Genomic DNA, 15,970 nt, shown 5'->3' on the forward strand with positions numbered 1-15,970 from the left:
TCGCGCATCAGAGCGCTAGTTGGATTAAGGTAATTAACGCAAGATAGTTATATGATCGCAATATTTTGTTATATAAGCCTTATTAATACTGATACTACAATAGAATTATGAAATACTGAAAGCATATTTTTAATACTTTGGAGGTAATCATGAAGAAACCTGTCGCAACAGAAAAATTCGAGCTTGGCGTCTGTTATTATCCGGAACACTGGCCGGAAAGTATGTGGGAGGACGATTATCGCCGGATGCGAGAACTAGGCTTTACAATCATTCGGATCGGGGAGTTTGCTTGGTCTATTTTTGAACCAGTCCAGGGTGAATTTCAGTTCGGGCTCTTTGATCGGGCGATTGATTTAGCTCATAAACATGGTCTTCAGGTTGTGCTCGGTACGCCGACGGCAACACCTCCAGCTTGGCTGACCCATAAGTATCCAGAAGTATTAAACGTGACGTATGAAGGTGTTACCCTTCAGCATGGCATGCGCCGTCATTATAATTACAGTAGCCCAAAATACCGTGAGCTGTGTGCTAGGATTACGGAACAGATGGCTGAACATTATGGCAATCATCCAGGTGTGGTCGGTTGGCAAATTGATAATGAGCTCAACTGCGAGATCAGTGAATTTTATTCAGAGAGTGACCATAAGGCTTTCCGGGAATGGCTGCAGCAGAAATATGTCACGCTTGAGCGGCTAAACGAGGCTTGGGGGGCTGTTTTTTGGAATCAGAGTTATAGTGATTGGTCTCAAGTGTATCTTCCGCGTCCTACCCCGTCACCCAAGCAGCCCAATCCCCATCAGGCTTTGGATGAAAAGCGGTTTATATCGGATAATACGATTTCTTTTGCCGAAAACCAAGCGGACATCATCCGTAAACTTGCCCCTAAGCAGTGGGTAACAACGAACGGTCTGTTCGGGCATCTCGACAGCCATGAATTGACGGATGAATTACTGGATTTCTTCAGCTATGATTCCTATCCGCAGTTCTCGACTATTTTTTATGATCCGAATGAGCGGAATCCGCTGAATGACAGAGGCTGGGGACTTTCATTATCTGTTGTCCGTTCTATTTCCCCTAATTTCTGTATTATGGAGCAGCAGTCGGGACCGGGTGGCTGGGTGAACCGGATGGATATGCCATCTCCGAAGCCGGGACAGATGCGGTTATGGACCTATCAATCGATCGCTCATGGCGCAGATATGGTGCTGTATTTCCGCTGGCGGACAGCCACGATGGGCAATGAAATTTATTGGCATGGCATTAACGACTACCATAACCAGCCGAACCGAAGAGTACGGGAAGCGGGACAGATTGGTCAAGAGCTGGCGGGGGCAGGGCAAGCACTTATCGGCACCCGTAATCAGGCTAACGTTGCTATTGTTCGTGATTATGCTAATGAGTGGGATGGAGAGTATGATGTGTGGCATGGTCCATTTATGTGGAAGAGCAATAAGGAGTGGTACAAGGCACTCCAGCGGAAGCATATCCCGAATGACGTACTCTATTTACGCAAAAAGACGACGCTGGAAGAGCTCGCACGGTACGATGTGCTTATCTATCCTCACCCGGCAATTATGACAGATGAGACAGCGTCGCTTCTGGATGAATACGTTCAGCAAGGTGGAAAACTGATCTTCGGATGCAGAACCGGCTATAAGGATGAACGCGGCCAATGCTATATGCGTCCTTTCCCAGGTGCTGCTAGAGATCTATGCGGGATCACAGTCGAAGAATTCACAATGGTTAAAGGTAGTCGTCAGCCAACGACGATTAGCTGGTCAGGTGCGGCCGAAGGGGTTACTGGAGCAGATGATTTTAATGATATTCTCCGGATTGAGGATGATTCGGTCGAAGTCATGGCGGTCTATGCCTCGGACTATTATGCGGGAAAACCGGCGGTTACAAGAAATCGTCGCGGCAAAGGCGAGGTTTGGTATTACGGAGCAGTCTTTAATGAACAAGCAGCATCCATAATCATAGATCAAGTCAGCCTGCAGTCGCCAGTAGATTGGCTGGTGCTCCCTGAAGATGTAGAGCTGCAAGTTCGTAACGGGACTTCTTCCAGTTATACTTTTTTGCTTAATTATAGTGAAGCTCCTGTCGCGATCCATCTTCATGAGACCAAAATGGATTTACTGAGCGGGACAACGTTATCGGGTGAGGTTACTATGGAAGGCTTTGGTGTATTGATATTATATTAACGCTATGAATAAATAATGATATTAATGGAGTTGCGTATTAGAGAACTAATATGTAACTCTATTTTTTTATAGAAGATATTCAAAAGGATACTTTTTAAATATAGTTATTAATTCCAACAAAATACAACGAGCAACAGGTACAATATAAAGAATATTCTAGATTTGAAGGAGGGAAGTCTTATGATCATTGAAGCTGAGAAAGTATTGCTGCAGTATTCGTTCATCGATCCCATCATTGAATTCATTAGACATAATGAGAATATTACATTTAAAGTGACCGACAAAACGGATAACAAGAATTATTTGTTACGTATACATAAACCAATATCTGAAGGGTTCTCAGGCTTACAACATACCCGAGATGGATTACAGGCAGAAATGTTTTTTCTGCGAGAAATCGATCAGAAGAACATATTAAAAGTTCAAAGACCTGTTCTAAATCAAAAAGGGGAACTGGTTACTGAATATAGTTCGGAGCAATTTGGTACTAGTTTGGCCACTCTTTTAGAATGGATCGAAGGCTCGACGCTAACCCAAGATGAAGATAACATTGAACAGATTGTTTATAGATTAGGTAGAAATCTTGCTAGTTTACATGAATTCTCACGAACGCTAATGCCCTTGGAGTTACATAGACCTGTATACAATGTCACAAAGATTGATGAAACTTTAATAGAACTTGGAAAGGGAACAGACAATGGAGCCCTTATTCAGGAGGATTACGAAGTTATTAGTAGCGTTCTACTCGTAGTAAAAGAACAATTAGCAGAGCTAGACGCTAGGGACAACTCATGGGGATTCATTCATGCTGATTTTCAACTGGGCAATGTCCTTGTGTCAGAACAAAATCCTATCTTAATAGATTATTGTTTATTTGGTTATGGTTACTACCTGTTTGATTTGGGCTCTGCATCTTCCATGTTGAAAAGTGAGCTGCGCAAAATGCTTTTGGAGGGTTATGCTTCTAAATCAAGCTTTTCGCTTGATGAGATTCGGTACATTGAAGGACAAATATTTATGGATATTTTTATTAGTTACGTATTTTTTATTCATGACTCTGAGAGGAACGGTTGGATAAAAGAGCACGCCTCCAAAATATGCAGCACGTTATGTCGGGATTTTCTTGAGGGAAAAGAGGTATATTATTCGTTTTAACGATGGTGTGATATTCTAATGGGGAATGAAAAATGAAGGGACTGAACTATGCGCAGAGATCATTATTTTTAAACCAACTATTAAAATTTAATGGAGGTAAAAATAATGTTAACTACAGAGTTGCACACAGAACGATTACATTTAAGAAAAATGAAGGTATCGGATTCGCCAAGTTTGTTTAAAATTTGGTCTGATCCAGAGGTTACCAAGTTCATGAATATTGATAGTTTTACTGATGAAAATCAGGCAAAAGATATGATAAAACTTCTTGATGAATTTTCTCTAGATAACAAAGCTATTCGTTTCTCTATCATTGAAATGGAATCCAATGAAATCATAGGTTCTTGTGGTTTTAATTCCTTAGACTTTGAAAATGAGAAAGCGGAGATTGGATATGACATTGCTAGAGCATTTTGGGGAAGAGGCTATGCTTCAGAAGCTATAAGTGCTTTGTTAGATTACGCATTCTCAACTTTGAAGCTGAATCGAATCGAAGGAAAAGTGGAACCCGAAAACGTGAATTCAGTAAAAGTCTTGCAAAAGCTGAACTTTATGTTTGAGGGAACCTTAAGAAGGTATGAAAGAGTAAACGGAAAGTTTATAGATCTCAATATGTATTCAAAATTAATAACAGATTGATTATTTAATCCCAGAGGTTATATAGGTCTCCATAAGGAATAAAAACTTATACACTATAAATATAGGAGTTGACCAGATGGAGACAATATTAACAGAGGAAATGATCTTGGATGACCTACTAAAAACATTTCATCGTTTATTCGGTTTGAATGTAATTGAAACTACTTCGATAAAACGAGGCTGGTTAAACTTAAAGTGGAAAGTTACGACGGATGCAGGGGAATTGTTACTTAAACAATACAACAAAGAAAGATATAAATTATATAAGTCAGAGGAGATATTGTTAGCACTCTCTCAACAGATTAGATTGTATGACCAAGATCTAGCGTGCCCCAAAGTGTTATCACAGAATGAAAGTATTTTGCTTGAATCTGATAATGGAGAACGCTTCCTGGTGATGGAGTATTGCCAGGGAAAATTAATTTCACCAGGTAAAATCAATGTCCATCAAATATATGATTTAGGTCGAGCAACAGGAAAAATGCATCGATTGTTAAATGACGGGACACTTGGCATTAAAAATAGTCCGCAATTTATTCCTCCAAGTCGTGAGGAGCGCTTAGCACATTGGAACTCCGTTTGGGAAAAGACTAAGGGACTTGGTAAACCTCAGCTGCTTGCTGAGATAGAAACTCAATTTAAAGCTACTGAAGAAATGAATATAGAACCACTCGAATTACTTCAAACAGGATGGGCACATCGTGACCTTTGGGTAGATAATCTTTTATTTAATGATAACGGATTATCTGCAATTCTAGATTTTGATCGACTAAAATATGACTATCCGCAGCTTGATGTAGCTCGTGCTGTGATGTCATGTGCCTTAGATGATAATTTAGATGTCTCCCTGGCTTCGGCGTTTATGGAAGGGTACAGTGAGGAACGCGACGTGGTAGAGGGCTATTTAACACATTCATTACAGTTGTTGTGGTATATGGAAAGCACATGGTGGATTAATGCTAACATGGATCAACATAGTGTACCGCCAGCTCGCTTTGCGAAGGAAATGATTTGGCTTGCAGAAAATCAAAAAAATATGTCCGCTTTGTTAGGAAATCTTTAGACAGCGTAAAATTAACCACTATTCGTTAAGCTAACGGGTAACTATAGCTCAACTAAACAGCGACAGTCTAGGGCTTTGTCTCCACGTCCATGACTGCCGCTGTTTCTATTATTGAGGTAATTCGATAAGAACAAAACCTTTTTCCCCATAATCTACATTGACTTGGGTTTGTCTCACCCCTATGATGATTATTAATATAAAATAAATGGCACGAAGAGGAGCGAAACATCATGGCTTTGGAGATCGAACGCAAGTTTCTGCTGCCGGAATTTCCGGAGCAGCTTATTCAAGAAGGCGAATTGAAGATTGTGACCCGGCATAATATCGATCAGACCTATCTGGCGATAGACGGCGGACAAGAGCTGCGTGTGCGTAAAATTACGGATCTGGACTCAGGTGAGGTAACGTATACACACACGTTTAAGGATGGCAAAGGGATCAAGCGCGAAGAGATCGAATATTTTATCTCAGAGGGTTTATATAATCAGATGATTGAAGCGGTTAATGCGGTAGCCTTGGTCAAAGAGCGGATTACGGCGGTGTGGAATGGCACAACGGTTGAGATCGACGTCTATTCTCAGCTGAAATTGTCCGTTCTGGAGGTTGAATTTGAATCTTTGGAGGAAGCGGAAAGCTTCAAGGCGCCGGAATGGTTCGGCAAGGATGTCAGCACGGAACGGCAGTACAGCAACAAAACCGTCTGGAAAGAGCTGCAAAATAAGACAAAGAATTAACGGACTTTAGCGCGTAAACGTGGTAGTATATAGGGAAAACAGGCAACGATTAAGTGAAACTTATATTTATATATAGTATATGAGGGGTTCAGGAGGATGAGCATGAAGTATATAAGCACAAGAGGCAATGTGGAACCTAAAGGCTTTATCGATACGGTGTTGATGGGACTTGCCGATGACGGCGGATTGATGGTTCCTTCCGAGATTCCTGTCGTTTCAGCAGCTACTTTAGAAGAGTGGAGAAGTCTTAGCTACCAGGAATTGTTCCTGAAGATTTTCGCCTATTACACTAATGATGAGATTCCTTTAGAAGATTTGCAGGAAATGGTCAATACTAGTTATGGCAATTTCCGCACGCCGGAAGTAACGCCTATTCACCAAGTGAATGATTCTTTATATGTCTTGGAATTGTTCCATGGCCCTACTTTTGCCTTCAAAGATGTAGCACTGCAGTTTATGGGTGAGCTGTACTCGTATATTTCCAAAAAGCAGAACAAGATCATCCACATCCTCGGAGCAACCTCGGGGGATACTGGGGCGGCTGCGATTCAGGGTGTCCGCGGTAAAGAAGGAATCAAGATCTGTATTCTTCATCCGCATGGTAAGGTTAGTAAAGTGCAGGAGCTGCAGATGACTACGGTTGATGACAGCAATGTACTGAACCTGTCTGTTCATGGTAACTTTGATGATTGCCAAAAGGTGATTAAGGATCTGTTCGCGGATCTCGACTTTAAGAGTCGCTATCATCTGCGTGCGATCAACTCCATTAACTTTGTACGTATTCTGGCACAGACTGTCTATTATTTCTATGCTTATTTGCATGTCGATGGCAGCAGCGAGAAGAAGATTAACATCAGCGTGCCTTCCGGCAACTTCGGTAATATTTTCTCCGGATATTTGGCGAAGCAAATGGGATTACCAATTAACAAACTGATTATTGCTACGAATGAAAATAACATCTTGGAGCGTTTCGTGAACACGGGTGAATACAAACCGGGCAGCTTCACAAGCACATACAGTCCTTCGATGGATATCCAAGTGGCGAGCAATTTTGAGCGTTATCTATATTATTTGGTAGGCGAGGATTCCGAGAAACTATCCGCGTATATGTCCAAGCTGCAAACCGAGGGCAAGATTACGGTTGAAGGTGAGGCGCTTCAGCAGGTGCAGAAGGATTTTGCAGCGCTTGGCGTGAAGAATGATCAATGCTTGAATACAATTGCTAAGTATCAAAAAGAATATAGCTACCTACTTGATCCGCATACTGCATGTGGAATCGCAGCTTACGAAGCTTTTAATGGCTCGGATGAGATTGGGATTACCTTCGCGACCGCACATCCAGCTAAGTTTGATGAGGCGATTACTCTGATTGACATTAAGCAGGAATTCCCGGCACAAATTAAAGCGTTGTTCGAGATGCCACAACACCAAACCGTAGTGGATCATGACAAGGATGAAATTGTGCGTCAATTGCAGGCTTTTTATAAATAAGTTGTAAGTCCATATGGCTCAGCAGGCTCCTGTTCTTAAGTTAAGAATGGGAGCCTCTTTACTGCATCTTTCGACAAATAATGTCGCTGTTTACTATGAATAGTTTGATATCGACAAAAGATGAAGGGGTGGTGCTTTTTTTCACAAAGTGGATCTATCGGAATTTGTCGGAAATTTGTCCTGAAAAGTAGACATGACTACCCTGAGAGTGAGAAAATAGCATATAGAGCTTTAGTAAGAACTAAAAAGGACGGGATTATCATGACAATTCGTTTCGGGGTCATTGGAACAAACTTTATTACAGACCGCTTCGTGCAAGCCGGCTTGGAGAATGAGGAGTTTATCCTGACAGCCGTGTACTCCCGCACAATGGAGAAAGGTCAGGCCTTTGCTGCAAAATATGCTGGAGCTACAATTTATACGAATTTGGAAGATATGGTTTCCAGTAAAGATGTCGATGCTATTTACATTGCAAGCCCGAACTCCATGCATGCTGAGCAGGCGATTATGTGCTTAAATCATGGCAAACATGTGCTCTGTGAGAAACCAGCTGCCTCAAACAGTGCGGAGCTTAGAGCAATGATTGAAGCCGCTCAGAACAATGATGTGTTGTTGGTAGAAGCAATGAAATCGACCTTCATGCCGAATTTCGGAGTGATCAGAGACAATTTGTATAAGATTGGCCAAGTACGTCGTTATTTTGCAAGCTATTGTCAATACTCATCGAGATATGACGCCTATAGACAGGGAACGGTATTAAATGCTTTTAACCCAGCCTTCTCTAATGGCTCGTTGATGGATCTTGGTGTTTACTGCCTGTATCCTATGGTAGTGTTGTTCGGGAAACCGAAGTCTGTAAAGGCCGTGGGTCTAATGCTCTCTTCTGGAGTGGATGGAGAAGGAAGTATTGTCATGCAATATGATGATATGGATGCAGTTGTGATGCATTCCAAGATCGCTGATTCCTATTTGCCAGCCGAGATTCAAGGGGAAAGTGGTACAATGGTGATCGATAAGATCAACCAACCCTACCAAGTGAAGATTCATTATCGCGACGGAACCGTCGAGGAGCTTACGCAGCCTCAAGTATTCGAGTCTATGTATTATGAGGTTGAGGAATTTATCAACTTAATTAAGAATGGTGAACGGGAAAGCAGAGTTAATACACATGCGAATTCCTTGGCAGTAGCAGAAGTTATGGAGGAAGCCAGAGCACAGATCGGCCTCCGCTATGCCGCAGATCTATAAATAGAATGGGGAGCAGCACTTGAAGACTTTTAAAAAGGTATACATTGAGATAACAAGCGTCTGCAACCTGGCCTGCAGCTTTTGTCCACCAACCGCCCGAACGAAGAACTTTATGAAGCTCGATACTTTTAATACGATATTAGATGAAATTAAGCCACATAGTAATCATATTTACCTTCACGTAAAAGGTGAGCCATTGCTGCATCCCAAGATTGGTGAGCTGCTGGATGCGGCACATGCCAAAGGGTTCAAGGTCAATATTACTACCAACGGTACGTTAATTCATAAGGCTGGCCCTAAGATTCTCGGCAAACCTGCACTTCGACAGATGAACTTCTCTCTGCATAGCTTTGATGGGCATGAAGGATCTGAGAACCGCGAAGGGTATTTGTCGGAGATTATTTCTTTTGTACGGGAAGCCTCCGCGCAAGGGGTCATTATTTCCTTCCGGCTGTGGAATTTGACGGAGGATAATCTGACCAATCTGGAGAAGAATCGGAACCGTGAGACCCTTGCTGTGCTGGAGGAAGCCTTTAACCTTGATTTCAAGATCGAAGAAAAGGTTGTACCTGGCAGCGGCGTCAAGGTTGCCCCACGGGTATATCTCAATCAGGACCATGAGTTCCGATGGCCTGCACTGAATGAGCCGGAAGATGATGGAAAAGGGTTCTGTCATGCACTACGCAGCCAAGCGGCAATCCTTGTGGATGGTACCGTTGTACCGTGCTGTCTGGATGGTGAAGGAGTCATTAACCTAGGAAACATTCATGAGACTCCTTTCTCAGAAATCGTAGAGGGTGAGCGGGCGAACAATCTGTTTTACGGGTTCTCTCGTAGAGAGGCAGTAGAAGAGCTGTGCCGCAAGTGCGGATATCGGCAACGGTTCGGAACTTGAGGATTGGAATATAAACAGAATCGGGACATGGCAATTTCATGAATCCTGGTTCTGTTTTTTAATTAACGGGAGTGTATATATAATAATAAGTCTTTATAGTCTCCACTTTGGAGCGAAGGAGGAGTATATGCTGAAATCGTTGGAAGCCATCACCTTATACCGTGAAGGAATACAAGATCATTTGGAGGATAACCTCTGGCTGAAGCTTATTGTCCAAGCCGAGGAGCAGATTGTAAATTTGGAGCGAGTGGAATCTCTGGAGGAGTTGGACCGCAGGAATCCCGTGCTGGATTATGTGGAACGCAGTTTGCAGCTGCTAGACCAGCTTCCCCGTTCGATTTGGATCAAAGAGCTTGTGGAAGAAACATTAATCTGGTCAGAAACAGCTAAGGGTGGCACATTGAAGGAGCGGTTACTTTGGCAGGAGGAAGGCATTAACTGTTTTGTACATAACATTGGCTCCGCACAGTTATACGGGAAACATTTGAGCGGTACGGTCTCTGACAAAAGTGCACTGGTTCATCGGCTTATTGAAACCCATGGACTGATAGGACAGCAAATCCGTGGGGAGGTGCCTCCGGAAGTAAATAAGCCGCTTCGTGATCTTGTGGAGGAACAGTTACTGACTGCCGAGGAACTTGAACGTTTGCTAACCGTACTCAATTATTGCATCATCGGAGCTGTATCCCCCGAGCTATGGCTGAATGTAGAGCATGAAGTGAAACAGCTTATTACTCTGATTGCAACCGGTGAACTTGCTAGTCCAATGCCGATGAAAGAAAGACTGCGCAGAATGCGGCTAGGTCCGATCTCTAGAGGAGAGGATTTCACTACGGAATGGGCAAAGCTGACACAGGAAGGCTTCCATGCGGAACGGTTGGAGTCTTTAAGTAACACTATCTTCTGGTATGTGGAATCTGCAATGCAGACTTTCTCGTTGGAGCAATTTCTGAAGGTGATGTTGCTTGCAGCTCAAAGGGCTCAGAATGAACCCCTACGTCATATCAGCTTCGAGCAGGTTATGAACAGCATTTACTATGACTACAAGGGTGTTAAGAAGATCAATGTTTATAAGAAGCGGATTATAGAAAAATATTTATCGGAGCTTAGATGGGAGGATATCGAAAAAGGGACTTTACCTGATGAGAATCCTCATCTAATGCTTCGTCCATACGCTAAGGAACATCTGCCAGACACGGTGTTTTTTCAGTTTCAATTCTCGGCAGCGGCAGAGAAGCTGATCGAATTCTGTATGGAAGCTGAAAAATCGCCCTTGTATGAACGTGCTGTATTGCTGTTATTCGACTTGTTCGAGCTACGCAGGGACGCCTTCGACCGTTTTCATAATGAAGATACCTACTTAAGTCAAATGAATAATACAGCAGATTATAAGGCTGTGATTCTGGAGCATGTCATTGGGAAAAAAGTGCTGGATATCGGCCCGGGCGGCGGTGTGCTGCTGGATTTGCTGGAAGAGCGGATGCCAGAGATTACCCCTATCGGCATTGATATATCGAGCAATGTAGTGGAAGCTCTGCGGCAGCGCAAGCAACGGGAAGGTCGTCAGTGGGAGGTCCTGCAGGGAGATGCGTTGAACCTTGAAGATTTCGTGGAGGCTGGAACGGTGGGTACGGTAATTTTTTCTTCGATTTTGCATGAGCTATATTCTTATGTGCCGCTTAATGGTAAAAAGTTCAATCATGACACCGTCTCGGCCGCCCTGCGAAGTGCTTTTGATGTATTGTCAGTGGGCGGGGTTATTATTATCCGCGATGGGATAATGACCGAACCCACAGCATTGCTGCGGAAAGTTCGTTTTCTGGAGGATGACGGTATGGCGTGGCTGGAGCGTTATGCGAAGGATTTTTCCGGACGTCAGCTTCAGTATCAGAGATTAGGGGAAGAAGAAGTACTCATGCCTGTTAATGATGCCATGGAGTTTTTATATACGTATACCTGGGGCGAAGAGGCTTACATTCATGAAGTACAGGAACAGTTTGGTTATTTTACCCCTACGGAGTTTGCCTCATTTATTGAACAGACTTTAGGAAAGCAGGCGAAGATTGAAGTCTTCCGGCATTACTTGCAAGAAGGTTATACCGAAGCGCTGCGCGATAGAGTAAGGTTCATGGATGAGAGCGGACAGGAAGTGGCCTTGCCAGACAGCACCTGCTTTATCGTGATTCGGAAGGAATAGTTGTTGAAAGATAACATCATCTGCATATAAAAAAGCAATCGGCAACCCCTTTGATGTGGTAGAGGTCCGATTGCTTTTTCTATATAGAGAATTTTGTCTTTGTTAGATTAGTATTTCTAGCTGCGACTTATCAGAATCTTCGGCTAAACGCTGAATTTCTTGGTAGGTGGCTAATTTCTCAGTCCGTTCCTGATCTTTAATTTTATCTCCGGTGTCTTTTATGGTATCGCCTAACGTTTCATTCATTTCCGATATTCTATCTTCGATTTTGGATAACTGCTCACGTTTGGCTGTTGCAGAATGAGTAGAACGAGCTTCATCCGATTCGATTTCCTTGGTCAGAACTCTTGCATCGCCATGCATCTTAGAATGGGTAGAAGAAACTACCTCCATTTGTGAAACATTTTGGCTTATAGCAACAATCGTATTCAATCTTTCGTTTTGTATCTCTTGCTCGGTTTTAGGTTCATCCGATAGATCTTCTTTTTGAGCTTTTTCTAAGTTCTTTTGTTGCTCTTCAAAGGTGTACTTCGCAATTTGTTGGTCAATCGTTTGGAGCTGTTTATCAAATTCCTTGAGTTGATCTTGAATAGAATCAAGGTTATGTGAGTTTTTGGTGGTTCTTTCAATTAGGCTGTTCTTGTTATCGATGATACTCTGTTTTTGTTTAAGTAGAGAATCAACCATTCCGCTCATTTGAGATTGATTTTGAAAAGCTGCTTTTGCAGATTTACTTATCGATAAGTGGTCTCCGCTACCACTTGTCTTGCTGTTTGAATTTATGGTTTTATCGTTAGTTTGGTGACTAACAGCTACAATAAGTCTCGTTCCCATAGCAGAGGTCATATTCGTTATATGCATGGCTCATTCTCCTCCTACGACGATAAGATCTATCTATAATATATCGGTAGATGAACAGGAAGAATTAATAAAGAGAGCCATTAGCTTCAGAACGACCGATGAATAGAAGTCGAACAACAAGATGTCAACAGGACCCCTTCCTAAACTCCGAAGGCGAGCATTTCATCGCTCTGCGAAACACTTTAATAAAATAGCTCACATTATCAAATCCGACCTCGAATGCGATGTCGGATATTTTTCTGTTGCTTTGTTGCAGTAGATCGGCGGCTTGGCGAATTCGGTAAGAGTTAATGTAATCTACTGGAGTCTTACGGGTCATTTCTTTGAAAAAACGGCAGAACTGTCCTTCACTCATGGGGATAAGGTCGGAGAGGTCCCGAGTTCTAATCGGCTCCTGATAGTTATCCTGAATATAGAGAATAATCTTCTTAAGTCGATTGATCTTAGTAGTATCAGCGTCATCCAGCTGGCTGCGGTTTACAAAACGATCCTCTGGAGCAATCAGCGAGAGCATGATGAGTAACGTGCCTTTAATAAAAGCTTCAAACCCGGGAGATTGCGCGGCGTAGGCGTCCATCATGCGTTCTAAGTGCCCGAGAAGTTCATGCTGCCATTTCACAGCCGGTGTTAGGTGGCGAGGAAAGCTTTGTCTTTTCTCCTGAAGGGGTAAGATGGTGTTCTGCTGGATCGTATCATATTGGGCACTAGCGAGAAGATCAGGAAGAAACACGAGCGCACAAAATTTGCAAGGCGTATCTTCGTTCAGTACATAGGCAGCGTGAATATCACCGGACTCGATAAATACAGCCTCACCGGCTTTAAGTGGGAAATATTCGGTATCCACCTGAAACAGAATTTCTCCTTCGAGCAGCATAAAAAACTCCGCTTCTTCATGCCAATGGGTATCGAGGACATGTGTTCCAGCTGGTAATTCTATCCAATAAGCTGCAAGCGGAAACATGCTATCGCCATGCACTCTGTCTTCTTTTAGCAAACTCTGGGTTGTACGGTCCATAAATGCCACTCCTTTCGGATAAAACATCAAAATAGTGTTATAAACGAGCTATATAGTATTAGTTTTGTTTATTTTTTATCGGTATAATGCAACTATAAACACCAAATTGAAAGGTGGCAAGTACACAATGAAATTTACTGATGGTCTCTGGCTGGTGCGTGATGGTATCACGATTAACGGTGCAGTTCAAAATTATGTTGTAGAAAAGACTCCAGATGGATTAACAGCAATTACTCAAACAACTCCAATCACAGGGCGTTCAGCGACGCTGAATTCAACCCTGCTTACTGTAAAATTTCATTCCCCGCTTCCAGGTGTGGTAGGGGTTAAGATTATTCATCATGATGGCGTACAAGAACGCGGTCCAGTCTTCGAACTCACGAAAGGTACTGGAGATCACGTTAAGATTGAAGAAAATGATTCCGAGACTGTGCTGATCAGCGGCGGACTGCGTGTAGTGATTCGCAAAGGCCAACAATGGGCTGTGGATTTCTATCGTGGAGACGAGAGAATTACAGGCAGCGGTTTCAAGTCCATGGCTTATATCACGGATCAAGACGGCAACACGTATATGCGTGAAGAGCTGGATCTCGGTGTAGGTGAATTCGTTTACGGTTTGGGCGAGCGTTTTACCGCTTTTGTAAAGAATGGACAGACCGTAGATCTTTGGAACAAAGACGGTGGTACTAGCTCCGAGCAAGCTTATAAGAATGTTCCTTTCTATGTAAGCAGCAAAGGCTATGGCGTATTTGTTAACCACCCTGAGTTGGTTTCTTATGAGATCGCTTCGGAAAAAGTGAAAAAAGCGCAATTCAGCGTAGCTGGAGAAAGCTTAGAATACTTCGTGATTGATGGTCCTACCATCAAAGAAGTTATCAGCAACTACACATCACTTACTGGCAAACCTGCACTTCCTCCAGCTTGGACATTCGGCCTGTGGCTGACGACCTCTTTCACTACCGACTACGATGAAGCAACCGTAAACTCCTTCGTAGATGGTATGGCAGAGCGCGATCTGCCGCTGAGCGTATTCCACTTCGATTGTTTCTGGATGCGTGAATATCAATGGACCGATTTCCAGTGGGATGAGCGCGTATTCCCTGACCCAGTAGGCATGCTGAAACGACTGAAAGATAAAGGGCTGAAGATCTGCGTATGGATCAACTCTTATATCGGGCAACGTTCCCGCTTGTTTGAAGAAGGCAAGAAAAATGGTTATCTGCTCAAAAAACCTAACGGTGACGTTTATCAATGTGATTTGTGGCAAGCAGGTATGGCACTGGTGGACTTCACCAACCCTGCGGCTTGTGAATGGTATGCCGGCTACCTGCGTGATTTGGTAGATATGGGCGTAGATAGCTTCAAGACAGACTTCGGTGAGCGTATTCCTACAGATGTAGTTTACTTCGACGGATCTGATCCGATGAAAATGCACAACTACTACACTCAATTGTATAACAAGGTTGTATTTGAAGTGCTAGAAGAGAAGCTTGGTAAAAATGAAGCGGCATTGTTCGCACGTTCTGCAACTGCCGGTGGCCAACAGTTCCCAGTTCACTGGGGCGGTGACTGCTACGCAGATTATGAATCCATGGCAGAGAGCCTTCGCGGTGGATTGTCTCTAGGATTGTCTGGTTTCGGTTTCTGGAGTCATGATATCGGTGGCTTTGAGAACACGGCTCCGGCACATGTATTTAAACGCTGGTTGGCGTTTGGACTATTGTCCAGTCACAGCCGTCTGCATGGTAGCACTTCGTACCGTGTGCCTTGGGCTTATGATGATGAAGCTTGTGATGTTACCCGTTTCTTCACCAAACTCAAATGTAGCTTGATGCCTTATCTGTATGATGTAGCAGGACAGGCTCATGAACATGGCTGGGCTTCTATGCGGGCTATGGTTATGGAATTCCCGGAAGATCCTACTTGCGAAGTGTTGGATCGTCAATACATGCTAGGTGAATCCTTGCTTGTAGCCCCAATCTTCCAAGAAAACGGCGAGGCGAAGTACTACTTGCCGGCTGGTCGCTGGACTCACTTGCTTACTGGTGAAACCGTACAAGGTGGATCATGGCGCAAAGAGAAATATGATTTCTTTAGCCTGCCACTATTCGTTCGCCAGAATTCCTTGCTGGCAATCGGCAGTGTGGATAACAAACCGGATTACGACTATGCGAATGGCGTTAAATTCGGCTTATATTCACTTGAAGATGGCACTACGACTTCTGCAACCGTTCGTGATCTCAAAGGTACTCCTGAATTGACTGTGAAGGCTGACCGTAAAGGCAGTACGGTAACAGTTACTGCGGAAGGTAGCGGTAAAGAATTCTCGCTTTCACTTAAAGATCTGGGAGCTATCGCTTCTGTAGAAGGTGCAGAGCAAGTAGATGAAACTACAGTAAAAGTAAACGCAGGTGCAAAAACCGTATCGTTTACGATTACATTGAAATAAGATTGTTTCTTAAAGCATATTG

Annotated in this window: 12 protein-coding genes; 10 read left to right on the forward strand and 2 right to left on the reverse strand. The window is 43.3% G+C overall.

Features of this window, described 5'->3' with window-relative positions; translation table 11 throughout:
- Nucleotides 1–149: 149 nt before the first annotated feature.
- The 9 genes from MKX41_RS28850 (at nt 150) to MKX41_RS28890 (ending at nt 11,623) form a co-directional block, all read left to right on the forward strand.
- The gene (locus MKX41_RS28850) at nt 150–2,201 is read left to right on the forward strand and encodes a beta-galactosidase (RefSeq protein ID WP_340974206.1); all 2,052 of its coding nucleotides are present in this window, start codon (nt 150–152) and stop codon (nt 2,199–2,201) included.
- 180 nt (nt 2,202–2,381) lie between these two features.
- A complete protein-coding gene (locus tag MKX41_RS28855) occupies nt 2,382–3,356 on the forward strand; it encodes a phosphotransferase enzyme family protein (RefSeq protein WP_339268890.1) in 975 nt (324 codons plus the stop codon).
- A 90-nt stretch (nt 3,357–3,446) separates the two neighbouring features.
- Nucleotides 3,447–3,995, forward strand: a complete 549-nt coding sequence (locus tag MKX41_RS28860; RefSeq protein WP_042185038.1) for a GNAT family N-acetyltransferase — start codon at nt 3,447–3,449, stop codon at nt 3,993–3,995.
- 76 nt (nt 3,996–4,071) lie between these two features.
- On the forward strand, nt 4,072–5,058 hold the full coding sequence (locus MKX41_RS28865) for a phosphotransferase (RefSeq protein WP_076299092.1): 987 nt from the start codon (nt 4,072–4,074) through the stop codon (nt 5,056–5,058).
- Between the two features lie 230 nt (nt 5,059–5,288).
- Nucleotides 5,289–5,792, forward strand: coding sequence for a CYTH domain-containing protein (locus MKX41_RS28870; RefSeq protein ID WP_076283838.1), 504 nt, complete (start codon nt 5,289–5,291; stop codon nt 5,790–5,792).
- A gap of 102 nt (nt 5,793–5,894) precedes the next feature.
- On the forward strand, nt 5,895–7,283 hold the full coding sequence (gene thrC, locus MKX41_RS28875; protein WP_042185043.1) for a threonine synthase: 1,389 nt from the start codon (nt 5,895–5,897) through the stop codon (nt 7,281–7,283).
- Nucleotides 7,284–7,544: 261 nt separating this feature from the next.
- The gene (locus MKX41_RS28880) at nt 7,545–8,531 is read left to right on the forward strand and encodes a Gfo/Idh/MocA family protein (protein WP_042185046.1); all 987 of its coding nucleotides are present in this window, start codon (nt 7,545–7,547) and stop codon (nt 8,529–8,531) included.
- Nucleotides 8,532–8,550: 19 nt separating this feature from the next.
- Nucleotides 8,551–9,426 carry a radical SAM/SPASM domain-containing protein gene (locus MKX41_RS28885; protein ID WP_042124302.1) on the forward strand — a complete coding sequence of 292 codons (876 nt, stop codon included), beginning with the start codon at nt 8,551–8,553 and terminating at the stop codon, nt 9,424–9,426.
- Between the two features lie 127 nt (nt 9,427–9,553).
- On the forward strand, nt 9,554–11,623 hold the full coding sequence (locus MKX41_RS28890) for a class I SAM-dependent methyltransferase (RefSeq protein ID WP_340974207.1): 2,070 nt from the start codon (nt 9,554–9,556) through the stop codon (nt 11,621–11,623).
- Between the two features lie 102 nt (nt 11,624–11,725).
- Here MKX41_RS28890 and MKX41_RS28895 read toward each other — a convergent pair whose 3' ends face one another.
- Together MKX41_RS28895 and MKX41_RS28900 are read right to left on the reverse strand one after the other, a co-directional pair.
- Nucleotides 11,726–12,484, reverse strand: coding sequence for a hypothetical protein (locus MKX41_RS28895; RefSeq protein WP_340974208.1), 759 nt, complete (start codon nt 12,482–12,484; stop codon nt 11,726–11,728).
- Nucleotides 12,485–12,608: 124 nt separating this feature from the next.
- The gene (locus MKX41_RS28900) at nt 12,609–13,499 is read right to left on the reverse strand and encodes an AraC family transcriptional regulator (RefSeq protein WP_340974209.1); all 891 of its coding nucleotides are present in this window, start codon (nt 13,497–13,499) and stop codon (nt 12,609–12,611) included.
- Between the two features lie 127 nt (nt 13,500–13,626).
- On the opposite strand from MKX41_RS28900, the gene yicI reads away from it, so the two are divergent.
- Nucleotides 13,627–15,948 (forward strand): alpha-xylosidase, encoded by a 2,322-nt coding sequence (gene yicI / locus MKX41_RS28905; RefSeq protein ID WP_340974210.1) that lies wholly within the window; start codon nt 13,627–13,629, stop codon nt 15,946–15,948.
- The last annotated feature ends 22 nt before the right edge of the window (nt 15,949–15,970 follow it).

Origin of the sequence: Paenibacillus sp. FSL R5-0475, from assembly GCF_038004585.1 — a bacterium.
In the GTDB taxonomy this organism is placed as follows: Bacteria; Bacillota; Bacilli; order Paenibacillales; family Paenibacillaceae; genus Paenibacillus_AQ.